At 65.0% G+C, this 23,484-nt stretch carries 21 protein-coding genes; 9 read left to right on the top strand and 12 right to left on the bottom strand.

Annotation, left to right across the window (positions count from 1 at the left end):
- Positions 1-10 precede the first annotated feature (10 nt).
- A complete protein-coding gene (locus tag F4036_09905; protein ID MYK38055.1) occupies positions 11-499 on the top strand; it encodes an alpha/beta fold hydrolase in 489 nt (162 codons plus the stop codon).
- On the opposite strand, the gene F4036_09900 is transcribed toward F4036_09905, so the two are convergent.
- Genes F4036_09900 through F4036_09890 form a run of 3 tightly spaced genes read right to left on the bottom strand, consistent with a single transcriptional unit; the run spans position 485 to position 3,595 of the window.
- Entirely contained in the window at positions 485-1,252 is a 768-nt protein-coding gene (locus F4036_09900) for an HpcH/HpaI aldolase/citrate lyase family protein (protein MYK38054.1), read from the bottom strand. The genes F4036_09905 and F4036_09900 overlap by 15 nt on opposite strands.
- A gap of 9 nt (positions 1,253-1,261) precedes the next feature.
- The gene (gene hpaH / locus F4036_09895) at positions 1,262-2,071 is read right to left on the bottom strand and encodes a 2-oxo-hepta-3-ene-1,7-dioic acid hydratase (protein ID MYK38053.1); all 810 of its coding nucleotides are present in this window, start codon (positions 2,069-2,071) and stop codon (positions 1,262-1,264) included.
- A 6-nt stretch (positions 2,072-2,077) separates the two neighbouring features.
- On the bottom strand, positions 2,078-3,595 hold the full coding sequence (locus F4036_09890) for a hypothetical protein (protein MYK38052.1): 1,518 nt from the start codon (positions 3,593-3,595) through the stop codon (positions 2,078-2,080).
- Here F4036_09890 and F4036_09885 point away from each other — a divergent pair.
- Positions 3,594-4,469: a DUF1838 domain-containing protein gene (locus F4036_09885; GenBank protein MYK38051.1), complete on the top strand. Its 876-nt coding sequence runs from the start codon at positions 3,594-3,596 to the stop codon at positions 4,467-4,469. The two genes, F4036_09890 and F4036_09885, sit on opposite strands and share 2 nt — an antisense overlap.
- A gap of 14 nt (positions 4,470-4,483) precedes the next feature.
- Here F4036_09885 and cysQ read toward each other — a convergent pair whose 3' ends face one another.
- On the bottom strand, positions 4,484-5,302 hold the full coding sequence (cysQ, locus tag F4036_09880; GenBank protein MYK38050.1) for a 3'(2'),5'-bisphosphate nucleotidase CysQ: 819 nt from the start codon (positions 5,300-5,302) through the stop codon (positions 4,484-4,486).
- A 7-nt stretch (positions 5,303-5,309) separates the two neighbouring features.
- Entirely contained in the window at positions 5,310-6,428 is a 1,119-nt protein-coding gene (locus tag F4036_09875; GenBank protein ID MYK38049.1) for a DEAD/DEAH box helicase, read from the bottom strand.
- A gap of 397 nt (positions 6,429-6,825) precedes the next feature.
- Here F4036_09875 and trxA point away from each other — a divergent pair, with 397 nt between their 5' ends.
- From trxA to F4036_09845, 6 genes are all read left to right on the top strand, one after another.
- Positions 6,826-7,146: a thioredoxin gene (gene trxA / locus F4036_09870; GenBank protein MYK38048.1), complete on the top strand. Its 321-nt coding sequence runs from the start codon at positions 6,826-6,828 to the stop codon at positions 7,144-7,146.
- Positions 7,147-7,313: 167 nt separating this feature from the next.
- The gene (locus F4036_09865; GenBank protein ID MYK38047.1) at positions 7,314-8,576 is read left to right on the top strand and encodes a transcription termination factor Rho; all 1,263 of its coding nucleotides are present in this window, start codon (positions 7,314-7,316) and stop codon (positions 8,574-8,576) included.
- Positions 8,577-8,650: 74 nt separating this feature from the next.
- On the top strand, positions 8,651-9,403 hold the full coding sequence (locus tag F4036_09860) for a DUF1538 domain-containing protein (GenBank protein MYK38046.1): 753 nt from the start codon (positions 8,651-8,653) through the stop codon (positions 9,401-9,403).
- The gene (locus F4036_09855) at positions 9,403-10,173 is read left to right on the top strand and encodes a DUF1538 domain-containing protein (GenBank protein ID MYK38045.1); all 771 of its coding nucleotides are present in this window, start codon (positions 9,403-9,405) and stop codon (positions 10,171-10,173) included. The genes F4036_09860 and F4036_09855 overlap by 1 nt, the downstream gene beginning before the upstream one ends.
- 12 nt (positions 10,174-10,185) lie before the next feature.
- Complete coding sequence (locus tag F4036_09850; GenBank protein MYK38044.1) at positions 10,186-10,536, top strand: P-II family nitrogen regulator; 351 nt, start codon at positions 10,186-10,188, stop codon at positions 10,534-10,536.
- On the top strand, positions 10,533-10,937 hold the full coding sequence (locus tag F4036_09845; GenBank protein MYK38043.1) for a CBS domain-containing protein: 405 nt from the start codon (positions 10,533-10,535) through the stop codon (positions 10,935-10,937). Before F4036_09850 ends, F4036_09845 begins: the two co-directional genes overlap by 4 nt.
- Positions 10,938-10,956: 19 nt before the next feature.
- On the opposite strand, the gene F4036_09840 is transcribed toward F4036_09845, so the two are convergent.
- A complete protein-coding gene (locus F4036_09840; protein ID MYK38042.1) occupies positions 10,957-13,839 on the bottom strand; it encodes a TonB-dependent receptor in 2,883 nt (960 codons plus the stop codon).
- A gap of 59 nt (positions 13,840-13,898) precedes the next feature.
- Positions 13,899-15,386 (bottom strand): NAD(P)-binding protein, encoded by a 1,488-nt coding sequence (locus F4036_09835; protein ID MYK38041.1) that lies wholly within the window; start codon positions 15,384-15,386, stop codon positions 13,899-13,901.
- A 136-nt stretch (positions 15,387-15,522) separates the two neighbouring features.
- On the opposite strand from F4036_09835, the gene F4036_09830 reads away from it, so the two are divergent.
- Positions 15,523-17,988, top strand: coding sequence for a TonB-dependent receptor plug domain-containing protein (locus tag F4036_09830; protein ID MYK38040.1), 2,466 nt, complete (start codon positions 15,523-15,525; stop codon positions 17,986-17,988).
- 38 nt (positions 17,989-18,026) lie between these two features.
- Here the strand turns inward: F4036_09830 and F4036_09825 are convergent, their stop codons facing one another.
- The 5 genes from F4036_09825 to accC form a co-directional block, all read right to left on the bottom strand.
- Positions 18,027-18,857, bottom strand: coding sequence for a hypothetical protein (locus F4036_09825; GenBank protein MYK38039.1), 831 nt, complete (start codon positions 18,855-18,857; stop codon positions 18,027-18,029).
- Positions 18,854-20,149 carry a phosphoribosylamine--glycine ligase gene (purD, locus tag F4036_09820; GenBank protein ID MYK38038.1) on the bottom strand — a complete coding sequence of 432 codons (1,296 nt, stop codon included), beginning with the start codon at positions 20,147-20,149 and terminating at the stop codon, positions 18,854-18,856. Before purD ends, F4036_09825 begins: the two co-directional genes overlap by 4 nt.
- Positions 20,149-21,690 (bottom strand): bifunctional phosphoribosylaminoimidazolecarboxamide formyltransferase/IMP cyclohydrolase, encoded by a 1,542-nt coding sequence (gene purH, locus F4036_09815; protein MYK38037.1) that lies wholly within the window; start codon positions 21,688-21,690, stop codon positions 20,149-20,151. Before purH ends, purD begins: the two co-directional genes overlap by 1 nt.
- A gap of 41 nt (positions 21,691-21,731) precedes the next feature.
- Positions 21,732-22,031: a Fis family transcriptional regulator gene (locus F4036_09810; protein MYK38036.1), complete on the bottom strand. Its 300-nt coding sequence runs from the start codon at positions 22,029-22,031 to the stop codon at positions 21,732-21,734.
- Positions 22,032-22,111: 80 nt separating this feature from the next.
- Complete coding sequence (gene accC / locus F4036_09805; GenBank protein ID MYK38035.1) at positions 22,112-23,482, bottom strand: acetyl-CoA carboxylase biotin carboxylase subunit; 1,371 nt, start codon at positions 23,480-23,482, stop codon at positions 22,112-22,114.
- Positions 23,483-23,484: the final 2 nt, after the last annotated feature.

Genomic DNA, 23,484 nt, shown 5'->3' with positions numbered 1-23,484 from the left:
CCAGCGCCGCATCGTTCTGTTTTCACACGGCCAGGAGAGCGGCCCCTGGGGAACCAAGATCACGGCGCTCGCACAGGATGCCCGCGACGCCGGCCTGGATGTGGATTCGATCGACTACCGGGGTATGCCCAATCCTGCGGAAAGGGCCGCGAAACTGGTTGCGCGGATGCGCGAATCAGACGATGAGATCCTGCTGGTGGGCAGCAGCATGGGCGGCTATGTGGCCGTGGCCGCGGCTCAGCAGCAGCCCGCCGCCGGGCTGTTCCTGATGGCGCCCGCCCTGGCCGTTCCGGACTGGCCTCCACTTGAGAAGACCGTAACGGCGCCGGCGCTGTTGGTCCATGGCTGGGAGGACGACATCGTTCCTCTTCAATGGAGCATCGAGTTCGCGCGCGCCAACAAGGCGCGCCTGCATCTTCTGCGCGCCGGCCACTCGCTGACCGAAGCGCTGGAAGAAATCCGGGTCCTGTTCAGGCTGTTTCTGTCAGCCTGCGACTGAATTCAGCAGACCCCTGGAGCCGCCGACCAGCAGGGCGGTATCGCTCCCTATGCCCAGGAACTTCACGCCGTTGGCCGTGTGCGTGCGAACCGCTTCCGGAGAGCCGGCCAGGGTTCCCGGGGCCTTGCCCGAGGCGGCAATATCCCGCAGGGCCTGGGCGATCGCCGCCTGCACCTCCGGATGACCCGGCTGGCCCAGGTAACCCATGGATGCCGACAGGTCGGACGGACCGACGAAAACCGAATCCACGCCGTCCACCGCCGCGATGGCCTTGAGGTTGTCCAGCGCGGTGACGGTTTCCGCCTGCACGATCAGGCAGATCTGTTCGTCGGCGTGGCGGGCGTAATCCTCGATTTGAGTCCAGCGCGAGGCGCGGGTAATCGAGGTGGCCAGGCCGCGGATTCCGCGCGGCGGATAGCGCACGGCTGCCGCCAGCCTCTCCGCCTGCTCGGCCGTGTCCACCATCGGTATCAGCAGGGACTGCACGCCCATGTCCAGGTAGCGCTTGATCCGGACCGGATCGTCGTCCGCCAGCCGCACGATGGCCGGCGTCCCGGTACCCTCGATGGCCTGCAATTGCGAATATGTGGAGCGAAAATCGTCGGCTCCATGCTCGCCATCGACAAGCAGCCAGTCGAAGCCGACGCATGCGCACAGTTCCGCGGCCACCGGCGACGCGAGGGCCAGCCACAGGCCGAATTGCACGCCATCTTCGCTCAGCGCGCGCTTGAATCGGTTTTCCGGTAATTTCATCTTCCTGCTCTATATGAATCGGCAGCCTATCCGGCCAAGCGGGCCGAAGTCTGCCAGAAAATCATCGCCGGCGCGTGCCGCGACCGGCTGCGTGAACGATCCGCTCAGGATTACGTCGCCCGCCTGCAAGGCGATGCCGTGCGCCGCAAACCGGCGCGCCAGCCAGCCCACGCCGTTGGCCGGGTGACCCATGATCCCGGCCGCCAGACCGGTTTCCTCCACTTCACCGTTGCGGTAGAGAATCCCGCCGGACCAGGGAAGATCCACTTCGCCCGGTTCGAAGCCCCTGGCGCCCAGGACCACGCCGGCGGAAGCCGCGTTGTCGGCGATGGTGTCGATCACCGTTCGGGTGCGCCCGGTTGCCGGATCGACCCGGTAGCTGCGCGCCGCGATCAACTCCAGCGACGGATACACGGCCTCGGTGGCCGCCAGCACCTCCTCTACCGTAACGCTCTCACCCGCAAGCGGCCTGCTCAGCACGAACGCGATCTCCACTTCCACCCGCGGATCAAGAAAGCCGGCCGCTTCAATTTCCGCTCCGTTGCCGAAGAACATATCGTCCAGCAGCGTGCCGTAGTCCGGCTCGCCGATGTTCATGGCCCGCTGCATCGCTTTGGATGTCAATCCCACCTTTCGTCCCCGGATCCTTGCTCCGCGGGCCACCTTCATGCGGATCCAGGCGTCCTGCACGGCGTGCGCGTCCACCAGGTCCATCTCCGGATAATCGAAGCTCAGCGGAGCCATCTGGCGCCTGGTCCTTTCCGCCTCGTCGAGGCGCTCGGCGGCCCGCTGGGCCTGTTCCGGCGTAAGAGTCGGCAAGGTCTTTTATCCCGACGACGCCTCGGTCTGCATCATCCCGTCCCGCTCGCGCAGGCCGGCGACTATTTCGGCATGGCGGGCCCTTGTCAGGCGAAAAGTGGACAGGACCGCCAGCCCGGCCAGACCGGCGATTGCACAGAACACTCCGGCGTACAGCGCAAGGTCGCTCGCCACCTGGGGAGTCACCTCCACGCCCGACTTCACGTCCGGGAAGCCCACCCACTCGAGGATCCAGCCCGAAACCACCTTGCCCAGGCCGCTGGCGAGCTTGTTGCCGAAAGTGATCAAACCCAGGATCAGCGCGGTGCGCGAAACGTTGCGCACGAACCGGTACTCGTCGGTGGTTTCGGCGAACATGATCAGCGAGCAGATCATCAGCAGGCCCGCACCGAGGCCGGCCGCCAACTGAAAACCGAACAGGACGCCGGCGAGCGCGCCGCTCCCGAATTCGGGCAGCAATCCCAGCAGGGTCAGAAACAACGGCGCCACATAGGACGTGAGCAGGATCGTATAGCCCGTCAGATAGAGATATTTCGGCTCGGTCCGCGTAACGATGAACCGCGCGCCGACGGCGGCAGCCAGCATCCCGTAGGGCACCGCTTGCTGCCAGGCCTGCATCTGCTCCGTGGTCAGCCCCCAGAGATACGGGCCGAAATGCAGGTTCAGCGAACGGAAGCAGGAGCCCATGGTCGTGGCCAGCAGCAGCCCCCAGAAGAGCGCCCGCGTATTGCGCACCTGGAGGATCAGCTCGCCCCAGGACCGAAGCGTCTTCATCCAGTCGAACCGGGTCCTGGAAGGCGGCGGCAGGCTGTCTTCAAAGCGCCGGATGTGCCGGTAGGTTCCGGCCGACGCCACGATCATGAACACCATCAGCGCGATGGCGGCAGCGGCGCCGAACGGCGCGTAGGCGGCGGGGTTTTCCTGGCCCACCGGAAACGATTCGGTGGCGCTGAAGAAAACGCTGAAGGCAAGGTAGAGGACGCCCAGGTAGGCAACCAGTCCCGCCACCTGGCGATAAATGCCCATTTCAGCCCGGTCGGCCGGGCGGACGGCCACCTCGGCCGTAACCGCCGCCGCCGGAGCGTCGAAGAAGGTCAACATTACGCGTGCGCCGACGGACATGACCAGCAGCCACAGGAACAGGCCCTGCTGCGAAAGGCCCGCCGGCGGGGTGAACTGCAGGAAGAAGAACAGTCCCATCGGCAGCACCGAACCGAACATCATCGTGTGCCTGCGTCCGAACCTGGCCCGCAGACGGTCGGACCAATCACCGATGACGGGATCGGTCAGGGCGTCCACCACCAGGCTGATGAAAATGGCCAGCCCGACAAGACGTCCGTCCAGGCCCACCACGCGCTGGTAAAAGAAAAGCACGAACAGTTCGAACACCACGAACACGAGGTTCCCCACCGATCCGGTGAACCCGTGCAGCGCCTTGATATGGAATGGGGCCCGTTCGTGCATCAAGCATCTCGTTCGCGCCGCGCTACTATAAGGCCCATTCGAAACAGAGGAAACGTCCATGCCCGAATCGAATCGCGAATTGAACCGCCGGGACCTGCTTGGAGTGTCGGCCCTGGCGCTGAGCGGCCTGGCGGTAGCCTGCGCCCCCGGCAATCCGGGAAACAACGACGACCCCGCCGTGGGCGAAGACTCCGCCTCTCAAGACCTGAGCGACGCATGGAGCGCCACCCCCGAGAGCCTGTTCCGAAATTTCGTTCGGGTGCGCGCGGATCTGAACGGCGGCGTTTCGCCCTGGTGGTGGAGCGGCGTTTACGTGGCGGTGACGCCGGACGAGAATCCGCGCGTGCTGTTTGCCGCCGAGGGCTGCGAGACCAAGCGCGTGGAACGGCTGGATGAGAACCGCTATGAAATCTGGTCGAAGGTGATGACCGTTTTCAAGGATCCCGAAACGGGCGAGATCCTGAACGGCAAGGAATACCACAATCCGTTTACCGGCGAGATGAACCAGGTGGAACCCAATGTGATCGGTTCGCACATGATTCTGGAACCGGACGAACAGGGACGCATTACCGAACGGCCGGCGGCCGGAGGCGATCCCGAGGCGCTGGACCTGAGCTGGGTGCGCAGCGGCGACAAGCTGCTGATGGTGGGTTCGCGGGACTATCCGGAGGAACGTCCCATACCGCTGGCCGAATACGGCACGACAGTAGTGAGTGTGCCGGCGCTGAACGACCCGGGACCCAGCCGCGTGGAGGCGGTCTTTTCTTCCGTATACCTGGCGCCATGGCAACGCTTTCTTGCGATGCCCGAACAGGCGGGCCACGCCGTCTGGCACGCGGTCGGGCGCAAGACCCACGGATTTCACGAACTCACGCCCGCCTACCTCGCCGAAGCCGAACGCTACATCCCCGACGTCCTGGCCTGGGCCGACTGACCCGGGAGCGAAGGCTACGGAAGGTAGTCGAGCCAGTCCTGTGCGGGGTCGCCGCAGGCGATGAACGGCGGAACGCTGATCGAGTCCTTGCCGTAACGCAGCCGCCTGCCCCGCAAGTCGAATACGGCGCCGCCCGCGCACTCAAGCACGGCTTGCCCGGCGGCCGTATCCCATTCCGAAATGGGCCACATGCGCGGATAGACGTCCGCTTCGCCGCGCGCGATCAGACAGAACTTCAGCGAACTGGAGATGGCCCGCCGGTGCGTTAATCCAAGCGCGCCGATGTAAAGCTCCAGCGCCGAGCCGGCATGCGAGCGGCTGGCAAGCACGCGCAGGGGTTGGGCGGGAGGTTGCCGGACGGAAATCGGCGAGGGAGTATCGGAATCCGCCGTGCGGGAATGAGCGCCGCCGCCCTCATGACCGAAGAAAACGACCCCCTTGGCCGGAGCGTCCACGACCCCGAGTACCGGAGCTTTGCCGCGGATCAGCGCGATGTTCACGGTGAATTCCTCGCCGCCGCGAATGAACTCGCGGGTGCCGTCGAGCGGATCGACCAGCCAATGCCAGTCCCATCCCGAGCGCTCCCTGGCATGCTGTTCGGCGCCGGACTCCTCCGACAGTACCGGAATACCCGGCGTCAGGCGCTCGAGGCCGGCAACGATGTGATCGTGCGCGGCCTGGTCGGCTTCGGTGACCGGCGTGCGGTCCAGCTTGTAGTCCACGCCCAGCACATCCGAGCGGAACAGCTCGAGGATGCGCCGACCGGCTTCGCAGGCCAGTCCGGTGACAGGCCCAATCAGGCCGGCCAGGTCCGGCGCTCGCGCGGAACTCATGAATGGTCTAGCGGCGGCGTCCGCGGCCGCCCGTGTGCCGGGACTTGCGGCGGTATGCCCTTGGGGACGGCGCCTGCATGTACGGCGCCAGCATGTCCTGGTCGATCGGCATTCGCTCAATCGAGTGGCCGATGAAGGTCTCGATTTCCGGCAGCGAATAGGCATAGTGCTCGCAGGCAAAGCTCACCGCGTGACCCATCTCGCCGGCCCGCGCCGTTCGCCCGATTCGATGCACGTAGTCCTCCGGGTTCTGCGGCAGGTCGTAGTTGAAGACGTGGCTCACGTCGGGCACGTGCAGGCCCCTGGATGCGACGTCGGTGGCGACCAGCACCGGAAGCTCGCCGTCGTGAAAGTGCTTGAGCATGCGCATGCGCTTGGTCTGCGGCACGTCGCCGGAAATCGCCTGCGCGGTGCCGGCCCACTTGTCCAGCCAGCGGGCCAAGTGGTCGGCCTCCCTGCGCGTGTTGACGAAGACCATGCTGCGCTCCACCTCCTTTCGCGACAAGAGCGCGGCCAGAAGCGGCGCCTTTTCCTCGCTGGACGGGTAGTAAAGCCATTGCTCCACTTCGTCGACCACCTTCTTGTCCGGCTCGATCCGCACGATTTCCGGTTGGTTCAGGTGCTGTGTCGCCAACTCCAGAACCAGGTACCCCAGGGTGGCGGAAAACAGCATGCTCAGGCGCTTCTCTCGCGGCGGCAGGCGGCGCATCACGTAGCGGATGTCGCGGATGAAGCCGAGGTCGTACATGCGGTCCGCCTCGTCGATCACGATCACTTCCACGGCATGCAGGGAAAACACGCCCTGGCGGTAGTAGTCGAGCAGCCGCCCGGGCGTGCCGATCAGCACGTCCACGCCGCGGCCCAGGCGTTCCCGCTGCGACTTGTACGCCGCTCCGCCGTACACGACCATCATGCTCAGCCCAGTGGCGCCTCCGAGCAGGCTCGCGTCGCGCTCGATCTGCTGCGCCAGTTCGCGTGTAGGCGCCAGCACGACCGCGCGCGGGGCCGAAGTCTTGCTCCGTTTCGGCGACGGATTTCCGAGCAGCCGGTCGAACAGCGCCAGCAGAAACGCGGCGGTCTTGCCGGTACCGGTCTGAGCCTGTCCGGCCACGTCCCGTCCGGCCATCAGCAAGGGCAGGGTGCGGGCCTGTATCGGTGTCAGTGTCTCGAACCCGGCGCGCTTTATTCCAGCGCGCAAGGCCGGCGGCAGCTCCAGCGATTCGAAATAAACGGTTTCTTCGGACAATGTGCGGACTTTTTCGACGCTGCGTATTTTAGTGCCGTCTCCAGCCAGGTGCGGCACTGGCGCCCAGCCAGGTGAGGCGCCAACCCGGCGCGCAAGTTTTCATGTAGAATGACCGCCACGCCCGAGATCGTTCGGGGGCGCGTCGCCTTTCCAAGCCGGCGCAGCCGTTTTCGAACCATTCGCAGATTACCGACGCGGGCCGACGATTTTTTTCAGGCGAGGCGAGGGGCTTCGTCGATATTTTTCTTCTCCACATGCCTCTTGAGGAGACCCCGATATGAGCGTTACCCAGGTAGCGGAAGACAGTTTCCAGGCCGACGTGCTGAACAGTGAATTGCCGGTACTGGTTGATTTCTGGGCCGAGTGGTGCGGCCCCTGCAAGATGATCGCGCCCGTCCTGGAGCAGATTGCGGACGAATACGAAGGCCGGATGCAGGTGGTCAAACTCAACGTCGATGAGGCCCAGCAGACCGCCTTCCGATACAACGTCCGCAGCATTCCCACGCTGATCCTGTTCAAGAACGGGCAGGTGGAAATGCAGGTTGTCGGGGCGCAGCCGCGGCAACAGATCACGAGGATGCTGGAAGAAAAACTGTGAGAAATTACGCCGGAAACCCGGGAAGACAGCGCGGTCGACGGCCGCGGCCCCGCAACCCCAACGCTGCACCGCGAGGCCGGCGCCGGGACGGCCGCCAACACGACGACGTGGGCGTCTTCACGGCCGAGGAAACGATCACCGACGAGCAACTGGAAAAGCTCGGCCACGTGCTCAAGCTGGGCGAGTTCAAGAAGCTGCCGGTCGCCAAGGTGCTGGAGCAGGGACGCGAACTGGGGCTGGAAAGCCTGTCCCGGGCCCGCAAACAGGACATCATCTTTTCGGTCCTCAAGGCACACGCCAACGAGGGCGCGTCCATCTACGCCGAAGGCGTTCTGGAAATACTCCAGGACGGTTTCGGCTTCCTGCGTTCGGCCGACGAGTCATACCTTGCGGGGCCGGACGACATCTATGTGGCGCCGGGTCAGATCCGCCGATTCAACTTGCGTACCGGCGACACCCTGGCGGCATTGGTGCGGCCGCCGCTGGATAACGAACGCTACTTCGCACTCCTGAAAGTGCACAAGATCAATTTCGAAGCGCCGGCAAATTCCCAGGGCAAGGTGCTTTTCGAAAACCTCACGCCGCTGTTTCCGCAGGAACGCTACACGCTCGAACAGGGCAACGGCAGCACCGAGGACCTGACCTCGCGCATCATCGACATGGCCGCTCCCGTGGGCAAGGGACAGCGCGGTCTGATCGTTTCGCCACCCAAGGCCGGAAAGACCATGCTGCTGCAGAACATCGCCCAGTCGATTGCGGCGAACTACCCGGAAACCTTTCTGATCGTCCTGCTGATCGACGAGCGTCCGGAGGAAGTAACGGAAATGCAGCGCACGGTGCGTGGCGAAGTGGTGTCCAGCACCTTCGACGAACCGGCCACACGGCACGTGCAGGTAGCCGAGATGGTCCTGCACAAGGCCCGCCGGCTGGCCGAACACCGCCGCGACGTCGTGATCCTGCTGGACTCGATTACGAGGCTGGCGCGCGCCTACAACACGGTCACGCCTTCATCCGGCCGTGTGCTCTCCGGCGGTGTCGAAGCCACCGCCCTGCAGCGTCCCAAGCGTTTTTTCGGCGCAGCGCGCAAGATCGAGGAAGGCGGCAGCCTCACCATCCTCGCCACAGCGCTCGTGGACACCGGCTCGAAGATGGACGAGGTGATTTACGAGGAATTCAAGGGCACCGGCAACTCGGAGATTCACCTGGACCGGCGGATTTCCGAGAAGCGCGTCTTCCCCGCCATCAACATCAACCGCTCCGGCACGCGGCGCGAAGACCTGATTACCGCGGATGACGAAATCCAGAAGATCTGGGTGCTGCGCAAGCTCCTGCATCCCATGGACGAACTTGCGGCCGCCGAATTCCTGATCGACAAGATGCGCGACACCAAGCGCAACAAGGCGTTCTTCGAAACAATGAAGATGGGCTGAGCGGTTCGCTCACAACCGGCCCCGCCACCAGGGCGTTTTCCAGGATCGGAGCATCGAAAAGGCTGCATTGAGGGATGCGGTTCGGGAATCCGCTTCACACGGCACTGACGGCGCTCTGGCGACGGCTCGCCGATGCGTTGCGCGACCTGGCGCCGATCATTCTCGTAATCGCATTCTTCCAGGTCGCCGTGATCCGGCAGCCATTCCCCGACCTGGCCGGCGTGGCGCTGGGGCTCGTGTGCGTCGTGTTGGGGCTGGCGCTTTTCGTTCAGGGGCTGGAGCTGGGACTGTTTCCATTGGGAGAAGCGATTGCCCGCGCGTTCGCTCACAAGGGCAGCGCGGCCGCGCTCCTGGCCTTTGCCTTCTGCCTCGGCTTCGGGACCACGGTGGCGGAACCGGCCCTGATTGCGGTGGGCGACAAGGCCGCCGAGGTAGCCGCCGAGGCGGGCGCAATCGCCGGCAGCGAGGAAGCGCGCAACACGTACGCCTTTCGGCTGCGCATGGTAGTCGCCTTTTCCGTGGGCCTCGCGATCGTGCTGGGCGTGCTGCGCATTCTCAGGGGATGGCCGCTGCATTACCTGATCATCGGCGGCTATGCGCTGGTCACGCTCATGACGCTGTTCGCACCGGATGAGATTATCGGCGTGGCATACGACTCGGGCGGCGTGACCACAAGCACCATCACGGTGCCGCTGGTCACGGCGCTTGGCGTGGGCTTGGCGTCGTCGATCAAGGGCCGCGATCCGATGCTGGACGGTTTCGGCCTGATCGCGTTCGCCAGTCTCACACCGATGATTTTCGTGCTCGCATACGGCATGGTGCTGTAATGGAATTCGTGACGATACTGCTGCAAACCGGGCTGGGCACCCTGTTGGACGTTGCGCCCATCGTCGCCATTCTGTTTCTCTTTCAGGCGGCTGTGTTGCGACGGCCGGCGCCGAATCCGGGCCGGATCGCACTGGGCTTCGTGTTTGTACTGCTGGGCCTCACGCTGTTTCTGGTGGGCCTGGAGGAAGCGTTGTTCCCGATCGGGGAAACCATGGCCGTGCAACTCACTTCCGCTGCGCTCGAGGGCGCGGCGTCCGCCGTGGTCCATTGGGACGACTACCTCATGGTCTACGCGTTCGCCGCGGCAATCGGTTTCGCCACGACCGTGGCGGAACCTTCGCTGATCGCCGTATCGCTCAAGGCGGAAGAAGTTTCCGGGGGCTCGATAGCCGCCAACGGGCTGCGAGTGGCCGTGGCTGTGGGAGTGGCCGTCGGCGTGGCGCTGGGCTGCCTGCGGATCGTGACCGGCACGCCTCTGCCCTGGTACATCATCGCCGCTTACGCCGTCGTGATCGTGCAGACCTTTCGTTCCGGCCGAAACATCATCCCGTTGGCATATGACAGCGGCGGCGTCACCACATCCACCGTGACGGTACCGGTGCTGGCCGCGCTGGGACTCGGACTGGCCGCCACGGTGCCCGGTCGAAGTCCCCTGATCGACGGCTTCGGCCTGATCGCGTTCGCCAGCGTTTTTCCCATCATGTCCGTGCTCGCCTACTCGATGGCGGTGTCCGCCATCGCGCGCCTGCGCGGCCCAAAAGCAGAATAGGAGCACCAAGCGATGTACATGAAGCTCATTGTCGCCCTGGTTCCGGACGAAAAGACCGCCGCCATCATCGATGCCGCGCGCGAAGCCGGTGCAACGGGCGCGACCGTGATCACCAGCGTGCGCGGAGAAGGACTAAAGCCCGAAAAGACTTTCCTCGGGCTTGAACTAACGTCCATGAGGGACGTTTTGCTGTTCCTGGTGGCGGAAGCAAGGGCAAGGGAAATACTGGAACGCATTCGTGACGCCGGGCGCTTTGAAACCGACCCGGGCGCCGGCGTCGCGTTTCAGATCGCCATCGAGGACGCGGTCGGCATGAGCACCCAGTTGCCGACACTGATGAAAGAGGTGGAGGAGGAACTATGAACACCGACAAACGTAATCTTCGCGTAAGCGAGGTGATGATCGGCGACGTCAGGAGCATCGATGGGCTGGCCACGGTGTCGGACGCAGCCGCGCTGATGCGCAGCCACTCGATTACGTCGCTGGTCGTCAACCGCCGCGACGCGGACGACGAAGCCGGATTGATCGATATACAAGGTATCGCCCGAGAGGTCATTGCACGGAATCGCGCTCCGGATCGCGTTCACGTGTACGAGGTGATGACGAAACCGGTCGTGTCGCTCCCCGCCACTATGCTGGTCCGGTACGCGGTCCGTCACCTGACGAACCTGGGCTTGCGCCGGGCGCTCGTGGTGGACCGGGAGCGCAACGTCATCGGAATTGTTGCGCTCAGGGACATGGTCCTCGCATGGATAGCGGACTGATCGGACCGGAACGGGGAGTTCAGCCCCAGGGGCGATAGCGGAAGCGGACGTAGAGCGTGCGGCCCTTGATGTCATGCACGAACCCGTCGTAACCCGGGCGCAGGTTGTAGCGGTGAACACCCTCGCGGCCGCTGGGTAAGGGCGGCGGATCCTCGTCGGTGAGGTTTCGGGCGCCCACGAAGAACGTGGCCTCGCCGCCGAACAGGCTGTCCAGGTCAAAACTGTAGTTCACGTCCAGCGTCGTCCACGAGGAGATTTTCGGCAGGGACGCGACTTCGTCGTTCTTGTACGAATCCACGTAGCGCACGGTCAGGCCGGCTGAGTGCGGTCCGCGGCGCCAGGCGAGACCGAGATTGAGCCGCAACTCGGGAGTGGGTGCGAAGCCGTTGGTGTCGTTACGGTTGCCGAGCTGGTCCACAAAGCCCTCGCCGGCCGAATTCACGTCGAATCGGGTCAAAAGGGTGGCGTCGGCGCTGATGCGGAAATCCCCCACGGACGATGCAAGGTCGTAGTAGGCGTTGGCATCCAGGCCCCGGCTGCGTACCGCCCCGACGTTCTCGTAATCGGTGGTCACCACGCTGAGCTGCCCCGAGGAATCGCGTTGCACCCGGGGGTCGTTGGGCCGGCCGTCGTCGCGACAGTCATCGTCCACGATCGCCTGAAAGCTGCGCCTTTGGGCAATGACGCTGCGGTAGTCCAGCGTCCAGAAATCCAGGCTCACGGCGAAATTGTCCAGGGGCCGCAACAGCAGGCCGAAGTTGGCCGACCGCGCCGTCTGGGGCTTGAGCCCCCCTCCGCGCAGCACCGTGGCGAGGGCGAAGTTGTCGCCGCGATTCAGGATTTCCCCCGACGGTCCGATCGTGCATTGCCCGACGCCCTGGCCGTCGAATCGGAAGGGATCGGTAAGCGTGCGCGAACTGATGTTGCCGGCCGCCTGGAACACGCTGGGCGCCTGAAAGGATGTGCCCCAGGACGCGCGCAGCGAAAGCCAGTCGTTGGCGAAGAACTGCGCGGCGATCTTCGGGTCGGTGGTGTTGCCGGCCTGATCGTAGCGCTCGTGACGGGCGGCGAGCTGCAATTCCGCACGGTCGCCGAACCAGAGCAGGCTCTCGGCGAATACCGCCCATACGTGCTGGTCCGCGTCCCGGGGAAAGTCGCGAATTTCCCGCGGACCTTCACCGGAGGCGTTCAGCGGGTCAGGCCGATACGAATAATGCAGATGGCGGTAGTGGGCGCCGGCGGCCAGCGATACCGGCCGGCCGCGCCACTCGAACAGGTCGCCCGAAGCCACGAACTCCACCACATCCTGAACGCTCTCCGCAGTCTCCATCCGGACGCTGTGAAACTGCTGCAGGACCTCCGGTTCGTTGGCGGCGCGCCTGCCGGCCAGCGCCGGCGCCAGCCCGTCGCCGGCCACGGTCTTGGGCGTGACCAGGTCCGGCGCGACCAGGCGCGTGCCGAAAGGATTCCACAGCCCCTCAGCCACGACCCGGGCAAACTCGTCCGCCACCCAGTGGCGTTCCGAATTCACGGACAAATCCGTCTGCGCCCGCGCAAGGTATCCCTGCCCCGTCCAACCGCCGGGCAATTCGGCATCGAGGCCGATCATCGCCCTGAGATTGTCGAACTTGCGCAATTCGTCGCCGGAGTTTTCGCCGGCCGCCTCCGCGCCCAGCGGCCGGCCGAAATAACCGAGCGGCACCGCCTCGTGCACCTCGGGATTCCAGTCCGACGGCGGGACATAGGCAAGAACGCCATCGTCGTCCGGGTCGGTCCAGAAGTTGAAGGGGTGGTTGGCGGGCACGAAGAACTCGTTGGTGCGCTCGACGTTGCCCCGGAACAGCAGCATGTTGCCCACGCGGTCCGTCACCTCGTTGACCGAATAGCCGATTTCCGAGAATAGCGTGGCCCCGCCGGCCAGCTCGAACTCGGCGTCGGCGAAAAACTGGGCCCGCTGCTCGGCGGCGATCATTGTTCGTTGATCGGAGAAATCCATCCGGCACAGCGAACCGCTCGGATAGCCTCCTCCGGCCCGGCAATCGGGGTCGGGGAAACGGGGCGTGTCGAGGCCACCGACCTGATACGGGGAATAGGTGCCGTCCACATTGGCCACGGCGCGCCGGAAGCTGCCGGGCGATCCCCGGCCCGAATCGAACGATCCTTCCACAATGTCCCCGTCACCGTCCGGGTCCACGGTCCTGGGGATCAGCCAGTCGAACTCGGTGCGAAAATTCTCGTCCTGCCTGAGCCAGGCTCCGTAAAGACTGACATGGCCGCGTGGCGCCTCAAGACCCGCGGCGAAAGCCAGGTCGTATGCCGTGTTGCTGGCGGATCGATAACCGCCGGTGATCTCCAGCCCGGTAAAGCCCTTGCGGGTAACGATGTTGGCGACACCCGCCACCGCCTGCGAGCCGTAGGTGGCCGAAGCACCGTCGCGCAGTATCTCGACGCGTTCGATCAGCAGCACGGGCAGCGAGTTGATATCGAAGAAACTCTGTCCCACGTCGTTGGAAACCGGCGCGAACCCGGCCCTGCGTCCATTGATCAGCGTGAGCGTGGAAGACAGCCCCACGCCGCGCAGGCTGAATTGCGCAACGCCCTGCAGATAGTTCTGCTGCGTGGCGAGATACGAGCCGGTGTTGGCGGTCAGGCTTCCGAGAATGTCCACCGCCTGGGAGGCGCCTACCGACTCGAACAACTCCGCGTCCAGCGTCTGCACCGGCGCGCGTCCCTCATAGACGACGCGGCGCTTGATGAGCGAACCCACCACCACGATTTCCTCGATCACGGTTTCGCCGGGCCCGGAGGGCGCCGTGTCCTGCGCAAACGCCGCCGACGGTGCAAGAAGCGCAACCACGGTCGACAGGACCGCGAACTTCCGGCAGCCGGGAACGCCGATCATGCCTGGCCCCCCGCATTCATGACGCCAATTATCCGGCAACAAGCGTGCCGGATACCGCTCTATATCCGATCGAGGATCTCGAGGGCCGCCCGTTCTCCCGCTTCCATGGCCGCTTCCATTCCGTAATCCAGCCGCCGGGTATGTTCGCCGGCGAAGTGCAGGCGGCCGTGCGGCAGGATCATCTCGTTCGCGAACGCCGTGACCTGCCCGGGGGCGAACATCGGGCTGCAGCCGCGTTGCAGCGGCTGGCGTTCCCAGGAGTGGTAGCGAAGGATCTCGATCCGGCCGCGCGATGCGGGCCGGATCCGTTCCATCTCTTCGATCAGGAAGCGAACGGCGCTCTCCGGCGGGCGCGCGGCGACCTGCTTGCCCGCGGCGTTGGTCAGCACGAACATGCCCCGGTACTCTCCTTCGCCCCTGTGATTGTCGATCGTCCAGAACATCCGCACGGCCCCGTCGGAAAACAGCGAAGGCTCGTAGCCGTCCTCCTGCCAGAAGGGTTCCCTGATCCGGCAGAACGCGCGTGTGGTTTCCGCGTAGTTGAGCCGCCTGATGGCCTCGAACTGCGGTTCGGGCGGGCGGGGCCAGATGGAAACATCCCGCAACACCGTGAACGGCGTTGCGGCAACGGCGAACCTGGCGCGGTACCGGCCGCCGTCCAGCGTGCGCACGTCCACGGCGTCCGGCTCGACTTCGATCGCCGTGACCTGCTGCCCCAGACGCACTTCCCGCGGCAACTGTCCGGCCATGGCCAAAGGGAGGGCGACGGTCCCGCCGGCAAGGTTCTTCGGCCAGTGTTCAAGGGGTTGGCCGTCCTCGCCGAGCGCGCCACCGAACCGCTGCTCGAACGAACCCCGGGTCTGCTCCTGGAACAGGCGCAGCGCGGAAACGCCGTGAAGGTCTGACTGGTGCCCGGCCAGCCGGATGCCGCCTTCCGACACGCCGTGGCGCGCAAGCAGGTCATGAATGGACACGTCATGGTCGCTGAATCGCGGGTCCAGCCAGTCGTCCAGTTCGTTCAGCGGATTGAGCCGGGCCAGCATGGCCGCGGCGAACTGAACGGCGGGGACTTCGCGCTCGTCGCCGACCGTCCTGTTGTGCGGAGAGTCGGGCCATTCCGACCCCTTGATCAGCGTGCCGTCCAGGTGATAGGCGAACGGCAACACCGTCCGGTCCTCGTCCAGCGTCGGGAGCTTGAGACGATCGATCGCGTAAAGGACGCGGGCATATGAAGGACCCACTTGCGAGGCCCCAAGCTCGATCGGCACCTCGCCCGCGTTCGTTACCCATTTTTCGTCGGCCGACCATACGCGGCCGCCAATCCGATTGCTTCCTTCGAGCACCAGAACGTCAGCGCCGGCCTCGCTGAGTATCCAGGCCGCGTTCAGACCGGACAGGCCGGCTCCAATGACGATGACATCGGCCGATTCCCGGGCCCTGGCGCGGCGGGTGTGGACGAAAGGGGCGGCGACGGCCATCGACGCCAGGGCGACCGCCGAATTGAACGTGCGCCGGGTGATCGGATTCTTCGACGGTCTGGCACTCATCTTCGTTGGCTAGGGTAGCACCTCGCTTTTTCGTGCAGAGTGGCGTCGGTTATGCTTTCCGCGCTATATCTGGCTTCGCCATGAAGCCTTTGCTTGCGGCTCTTGTCAGGGCTGCACTGTATGGAGGGGACTGAAGATGAGACGTATTCCGTTTGCGGCCATCGCTGCGGCGATCCCGATGTTCGTGCTTTCGGGCACACCGGCAGGCGCGCAGGAACTGGCGCTGGAAGAAATCGTGGTGACGGCCCGAAAGGTCGAAGAGAACCTGATGGAAGTGCCGCTCGCCATTACCGCCTTCTCCGCCGAGGAACTGGAAGCCATCGACATGGCGGAGTTGAACGACATACAGTTGTATACGCCCAGCTTCAGCTTTACCAACCAGCAGGGTGGTTCGGGGCGTAATGACCGTTCGTCCAATGCCCTGGTGTTCCGCGGCCTGTATCTGAACATCAACGTGGGCGTGAACGCCGGCGGCCTGCTGTTCATCGACGGCGCCCCGGTAGTGGGCGGCTACTCGCCCAGCATCGTCGACACCGAGCGCGTGGAGATCCTGAAAGGCCCCCAAAGCGCCTATTTCGGCCGGTCCACGTTCGTCGGCGCGCTGAACTTCGTCATGAAGGAGCCGGGCGATGAATTCGGCGGCCGAATCTCCACCGATTTTTCAAGCTTCGGGTCCAACGAACAACACATCATGTTCGAGGGCCCCCTCGTCGAGGACAAGCTGTCCATGCGGGTCAGCGGCCGGCACTGGCGTCAGGGAGGATACATCGACAACTATGCCGACCCCTCGGACGAATTGGGCGAACGCACGACCAATTCCATTTCCACCTCGATCGTCTTCACGCCCACCGACTCGCTGAAGGCCAAGCTGTTCGTCAATTTCTTCGTGGACGAAGACTGGTCCGCCACACAGTTCGCGCTCAAGCAGGATCAATACAACGGGCGCGGCAATATCGACGGCAGCTGCGATCCGTTGAGCGCGCCGCTTCGCCCGGGCGTGCAGGAAGGTTCGCGCGCCGCATTCGGCTATGTTTGCGGCGAACTGCCCAGCATGGGCGAACTGGACCCCGCGGTCTTTTCCGCCGATACGGTCATCGATCCGATCCTCGAGAAAACCCTGTTCGATCCGAATCCCAACTGGCTGGTGTTCGATCCCGATTTCCACCGCGAACCGGGGCTGAAGCGCGAGGCGTTCCAGACCAACCTGCGCATCGACTTCGACCATTCGTCCGGCTATTCGTTCACCTCGCTGTCGGCAATCCATACCGACAAGAACCAGAACATCATCGACCTGAATTACCGGGACGGCCGCTCGCGGGCCAACCCGTTCTATCCGCTGTTCGGTATCGTGCTCGGCCGCACCGATGTCCGCCCCGACTGGAACACGACGCTGGCGATCCAGAACGAGCAGGAGGACTGGAGCCAGGAATTCCGCATTACGTCGCCTCAGGACAGGCGCTTTCGCTGGGTCGGGGGCTTCAATTACTTTGACGCGTATTCCCCGGGGCAGTCGGTTTACGGCAACCTGATCGTCGGTCCGTTCTTCGTATCGGCCATCGTGGAACGCGAGGTCGAAACACCGGCCGTGTTCGGCGCCGCCTATTACGACATCACGCCCAAGTTGACCCTGAGCGCCGAAGCCCGCTACCAATGGGACAAGATTTCCGAGAACACGCTGATCGGCGTGAATCAGCTGCCGCCGGAATCCCCGCTGGTTTTCAGTGCGACGTTCAAGAGCTTCGCTCCGCGCATATCGCTGGACTACAAGTACGCCGACAACTCCACCATTTACGTGCTGTATTCGCGCGGTTTTCGCCCGGGTCGCTTCAACGCGGTGCTGGCCAGCGCAAGCCCGACCGTACTGGAAGCACTCAGGGCCGTGGCGCCCACGGCCGGCCTGAACATTCTCGAGGAGAAACTCGACAACTACGAGATCGGCTGGAAAGCCACCTGGCTGGACGGCCGCGCCCGGACCACGCTGGCGCTGTACTACGATGAATGGCTGAACGGGCAGGTCGGCAACAGCATTCCCGTGGTTGCCGACGGCGTCGCGAACCTGATCAACGTCGTTCTCAATAACGGCACGGCGGAACTCAGGGGTATCGAGTTCGAAGGCCGGTTTCAGGCCACCGAGAACCTGACGCTATCCGCCTCGTACGGCCTTAACGACACCGAGGTCAAATCCTTCGTTTGCGGCGACTGCAACCTGGTGTACGGCAGCTTCGACGGTGTGGTGGGGAATGAACTGCCCAGCGCGCCTCGGGTCACCTGGACCGTGTCCGGCCAGTACGACGACAATCTGATGGGCGACTGGGACTGGTACGGCCGGGTGGACTGGGCCCACCAGGGAAGCCGCTACACGGATTTTTCCAACATCGCGAAAACTTCACCCTACGACAACGTGAATGTCCGTATCGGCGCCCGCAATACGAGTTTCTCGGTTGAGGCCTTTATTCAGAACGCGCTGGACCACGATGAATTCATACAGGGCGCCCTGGGCGTTGACCTGTTCACCTTCATTCGGGGCCCCAACAAGAACGAAGTCCGTGTCTCCGCCCCCATACCGAGGACCTACGGCATCCGCCTGTCGTACAACTTCTAGCCGATCCGGATGGCGAGTCTGATCGCCCGTCAAGACGTCTACGATTCGTCTTCGGGGATCACGCAGACTTCGCAGTCGCCGCCCAGGTCCATGTTGCCCTGGCCGGCGACCAGGGCGCCCACGGCGCTGAGGTTGTCGGGGTTGGGTTTGGGGTAGGCGGCGTCGCTGTGGCGCACGCCGAGCGCGAGCAGCGCTTCGGCGGTCTTGTAGCCGGTGCGCATTGCTTCGAAGACGGGCACACTCACCTGCGCCGCGACGTCGGGTCCGACGGGCGCCATGCAGGTGCAGCCGAGCATGATCGTATCGGCGCCGTCTTCGGATACCGCCGCGTTGATGGCGTCGACGATGCGTTTCTTCAGCGATCCGTTCCGATCCTTGAGGCTCGCGGTCGTGGCAGCGGCCTGTTCCACCCCTTCTACTTCACGATCCTCCTGGACGTTGCGGATGGATGCACACCGGTCCTGCATGCCGCAACTGCTCAGCCGCTCCTGCTGAATGAAGTTCAGTTTCGGCGGCCAGACCGTGACGATGGAGAAACGGCGGCCGGTGTTCACGCACATGGCCATGGTCGCTTCGCCGGCCCCTACGACCACCATGCCGGTTGCCGACTTCATCTCGTCGATGCCGTAGTCGCCCACGGTATTGATGAACACGGCGTCAAAACCGGCCTTCTCCGCCTCCAGGGCGCAATCGAGGTAGGCCAGCGCCGTCAGGCCGCGGTCGTACGGCGTCATCGGGAATGTGCGCAGGCGCGGTTCAATCAGCTCGGGCGCGAAGCCGGCCGCGGCGATTTCCCGGATGGGCGCTGGCGGGACGTTGGTCCCGGTCGGCGCGGCGCCGGTTCCGATGATGCCGATGCGCCAGGTCATGCGCTTTCCGAGGGAAGGCGCGCCAGGGCGCGGGCGCCGATGTCGGAGCGGTGGAAGGCGCCTTCGAAGGAAATGTCCGACACCGCATCGTAGGCGCGGTCGCGCGCTTCGGGCAGGGCGTCGCCCAGCGCGGTAACGCACAGCACGCGGCCGCCGGCAGTCACGACCTCGTCGTCCTGCATGGCCGTGCCGGCGTGAAACACCTTTACGGACGAGTTGTCCGCCGTGTCCAGGCCGGTGATCACGTGGCCCTTCGCATAGCCGCCCGGGTAGCCGCCGGACGCCATGACCACGCCCAGCGCGCTGCGCGGGTCCCAGCTCACACGGACCACGTCCAGCCGTCCTTCGCGCGTTGCCTCGATCAGGTCGAGCAGGTCCGTGCGCATGCGCATCATCAGCGGCTGGCATTCCGGGTCGCCGAAGCGGACGTTGAATTCCAGCACCCGCGGGGCGCGGTCCGGAGAAATCATCAGGCCCGCATAAAGCACGCCCCGGAACGGTGTGCCGTTGTCCCGCATCGCCCGGACCACCGGGTGCATGATCTCGTTCATCACCCGCGCTTCCACGTCCCGATCCAGCACCGGCGCGGGTGAGTAGGCGCCCATGCCGCCCGTGTTCGGGCCGCGGTCGCCGTCGTCGCGGGCCTTGTGGTCCTGCGAAGACGCCAGCGGCAATACATGTTCGCCATCCACCAGGGCGATGAAACTGGCTTCTTCGCCCTCCAGAAAGTCCTCCACGAGCACACGCAGCCCGGCTTCACCGAACGCACGGCTTTCGAGCATGTCGCGCAAAGCGGCGCGGGCCTCATCGCGGGTTTCAGCGACAATCACGCCCTTTCCGGCGGCGAGGCCGTCGGCCTTGATCACCATGGGCGCGGGCCGCTCGTCGACATGGTCCAGGGCTGGCTCCAGCGAACTGAATTCCCGATAGCCGGCGGTGGGCGCGCCGGCGGCATCCAGCACCTCCTTGGAAAACACCTTCGAACCCTCGAGCCGGGCCGCGGCCGCCGTGGGGCCGAAGCAGGGCATCCCGGCTCTTTCCATCTGATCGACCAGACCCGCGACCAGCGGCGCCTCCGGGCCGGGTATTACCAGCTCCACGTCTTCGGTAATGGCGAACGCCACCAGGCGTGCGTTTTCGTCCGCCTCCAGCGGCACGTTGCGCACGCCGGGCTCGCGGGCGGTCCCGGCGTTGCCGGGTGCGACCAGGACTTCGCTGATGCGATCGGATTGCGCCAGTTTCCAGGCCAGCGCGTGTTCGCGGCCGCCGCTGCCGGTAACCAGGACTCTCATCAGTGGCGGAAGTGGCGCACGCCGGTGAACAGCATGGCCACGCCTTGCTCATCGGCCGCGGCTATGACTTCCTTGTCCCGGATCGAACCGCCCGGTTGAATGACGACGCTGATTCCCTCGTCGGCGGCCGCCTCGAGCCCATCGGCGAACGGCAGAAATCCATCGGACGCCATCGCCGCCCCCTTCAGGCTGAAGCCGCAGTCCGCCGCCCGCCAGGCGGCGATGCGGGCGCTCATCACGCGACTGGTCTGCCCTCCGCCGATACCGAGCGTCTGTCCGTCACGCGCGTAAACCACGGCGTTGGACGACACGAAGCGGGCCACGGTCCAGGCGAACCCGGCGTCGCGCAGTTCTTCGTCGGTGGGCGCGCGCCGACTTACGACTTCGTGGCGCTCCGCTGCGGAGCTATCGAAGGTCTGCGCCAGAACGGCGCCGTCCAGCACCTTGAGGCCCGGCAGGTCGCCGTCCGGGCCGGAAGATGCCGTGCCCTGCTCGACGATGCGCAGATTCCCGCGCTTCTTCAACGCTTCAAGGGCGCCGGGCGAAAACTCCGGGGCGATCACGACTTCGGCGAACTGCCCGGACACCGCCCCGGCGGCGTCTTCGTCCACGGCGCAGTTGAAGGCGATGACGCCGCCGAATGCCGATTCGGGATCGGCCGCGAACGCGCGTTGATAGGCCTCGCTTGCACTGCCGCTCACCGCCACCCCGCAGGGAGTCGCGTGCTTGATGATGGCGCAGGCATGATCGGGCAGGGCGGACGCACATTGCCGGGCCAGGTCGGCATCGGCCAGGTTGTTGTAGGAGAGGGGTTTGCCGCCGAGCAGGCGCGTCCCGTCGGCGCCCGGCGCGCTTGAAGGCGCATAGACGGCGGCCTGCTGATGTGGGTTCTCGCCATAGCGCAGGTCGGCCTGCTTCAGCAACTCCAGCGACAATCTTTCCGGCAGCATCCCACCGGGGTCGCCGCCGGCGCCTTCCAGCCAGCCGCAAATCGCACGATCGTAGCGGGCCGTGTGGTCGAAGGCCTTGACCGCCAGGCGGCGGCGCGTGTCCTCGCCGAGCTTGCCGGCGGCTTCGATTTCCGACGCAAGCGAATCGTAGTCCGACGGGTCCACCACCACGCCGACGCGCTCATGGTTCTTGGCCGCCGCCCGGATCATGGCCGGGCCGCCCACGTCGATCTGCTCAATTACCTCCGCACGTACGGCGTCGGTACGGGACGCGGCTTCCACAAACGGATACAGGTTGATCACCGCCAGCGAGATCGGCCGGATGCCATGCCGGGCGATGTCCTCGGCGTCCTGCTCCGGGCGGCAGAGCAAGGCCCCGTGAATCGCCGGATGCAGGGTCTTTACGCGCCCGCCCAGCATTTCCGGAGAACCGGTTACGGTCGCGACTTCCTCGACCTTCAGGCCTGCCTCGCGCAACAGCCTGGCGGTACCGCCGGAGGCCACGAGGTCCCATCCTGCGCCGGCAAGTCGGGCCGCAAAATCGCTCGCGCCGGTCTTGTCCGAAACGCTGAACAGCGCCCTGGGCCGCATTACCCCTTTCCTGGTTTGCTGCGGGCCCCGCGGGGCCGCGTTCAGAGACTGTGGCGGCGCAGCTTGGTGCGAAGCGTGCCGCGGTCGATTCCGAGCATCCGGGCGGCCCGGGTCTGGTTGCCGCCGGCATAGTCCATTACGCTTTCCAGCAGGGCCGACTCAACCTCGGTAACCACCATGTCGTAGAGGCCCGTAGGCCAGTGGCCGTCCAGCGTGCGGCAATAGTCGCGCACCGCCTCGCCGGTCAATTCCCGAAGCGTGCGAGATCCGTTTGTAGTGGCCGGCTGCCCGGAAAGATGCGCCGCGCGGCGCGCCTTGTCTACCCCCTGGTTGGCGGTCAAACCAACTCCCCCTCATGCGTTTGTATGGTCGCCCCGAACCCGCCCCGAAGAAGAGCGGGCCGAAACTATAGCACGCAAAATCAGGACCCCGTGGGGGCCTCCGAAACGGCCCCGGACTGTAGCCAATTCTCGAGGAAATGGATGTCCGCGCCACCGCCCGTAAAGCCCTCGCTTGCGAGGATTAATTGATGCAGTGGAACGTTCGTCACCAGGCCCTCGGTCACGATTTCATCCAGCGCCAGGCGCATGCGCGCGATGGCGGCGTTGCGGCTTCCGCCCCATGCGATCAGCTTGCCCACCAGCGAATCGTAGAAGGGCGGCACGGTGTAGCCGGTATACAGGTGGCTGTCCACGCGCACGCCGGGTCCCCCGGGGGCGTGCCAGAGGGCGACCTGGCCGGGCGAAGGAGCGAAGGTCTCGGGATGCTCCGCGTTGATGCGGCACTCGATGGCGTGCCCGCTGAACGTGACGTCCTCCTGACGGAAGCCGAGTGGCTCGCCGGCGGCGATCCGCAACTGCTCCCGGACGATGTCCAGGCCGGTAATCATTTCCGTGACCGGATGCTCCACCTGCAGGCGCGTGTTCATCTCGATGAAATAGAACTCGCCGTCCTGGTAAAGGAACTCAAAAGTGCCGGCGCCGCGGTATCCCATCTCCAGACAGGCGTTCGTGCACAGGCGGCCGATACGCTCACGCTCCTCGTCCGTGATGCCGGGGGCGGGCGCTTCCTCGACGACTTTCTGATGGCGGCGCTGCATCGAGCAATCGCGTTCGCCCAGGTGGATCGCGTTGCCGTGCGCGTCGGCCAGCACCTGGATCTCGACATGGCGCGGATGAGTCAGGAACTTTTCCATGTACAAGCGCGGATCGCCGAACGCGGCTTCCGCCTCGCCGCGGGTCAGGGGTATCAGGCCGGGCAGTTCGTCGCTCAGGTGCGCAACGCGCATTCCACGGCCGCCGCCGCCGCCCACCGCCTTGACGATGACCGGCAGTCCAATGTCCTCGGCCAGCCGGACGATTTCATCCATGTCGTCACCGAGTACGCCTTCCGAGCCGGGTACCGTGGGCACCCCCGCCGCTTTCATGGTCTGGATGGCGCGCACCTTGTCGCCCATGGTCTGGATGGCGCTGGCCGGAGGTCCGATGAAGACGAATCCGGAGGTCTCGACGCGCTCGGCGAAGTCGGCGTTTTCGGACAGGAAGCCGTAGCCGGGATGGATCGCGTCCGCGCCGGTCACCTCAGCGGCGGCAATGATCGAGGGAATGTTGAGATAGCTCTGCGGGGAGGGAGGCGGGCCGATGCAGACGGACTCGTCGGCCAGCCGGACGTGCTTGAGTTCGGTATCGGCGCTGGAATGCACGGCCACGACCCGGACGCCGAGTTCGTGGCAGGCTCGCAGTATGCGCAGCGCGATCTCGCCGCGGTTCGCTATGAGGACCTTCTCAAACATTG

The organism is Gammaproteobacteria bacterium (assembly GCA_009845905.1).
Classification (GTDB): Bacteria; Pseudomonadota; Gammaproteobacteria; order Steroidobacterales; family Foliamicaceae; genus Foliamicus.
This window is presented reverse-complemented; position numbering and strand designations above follow the sequence as displayed.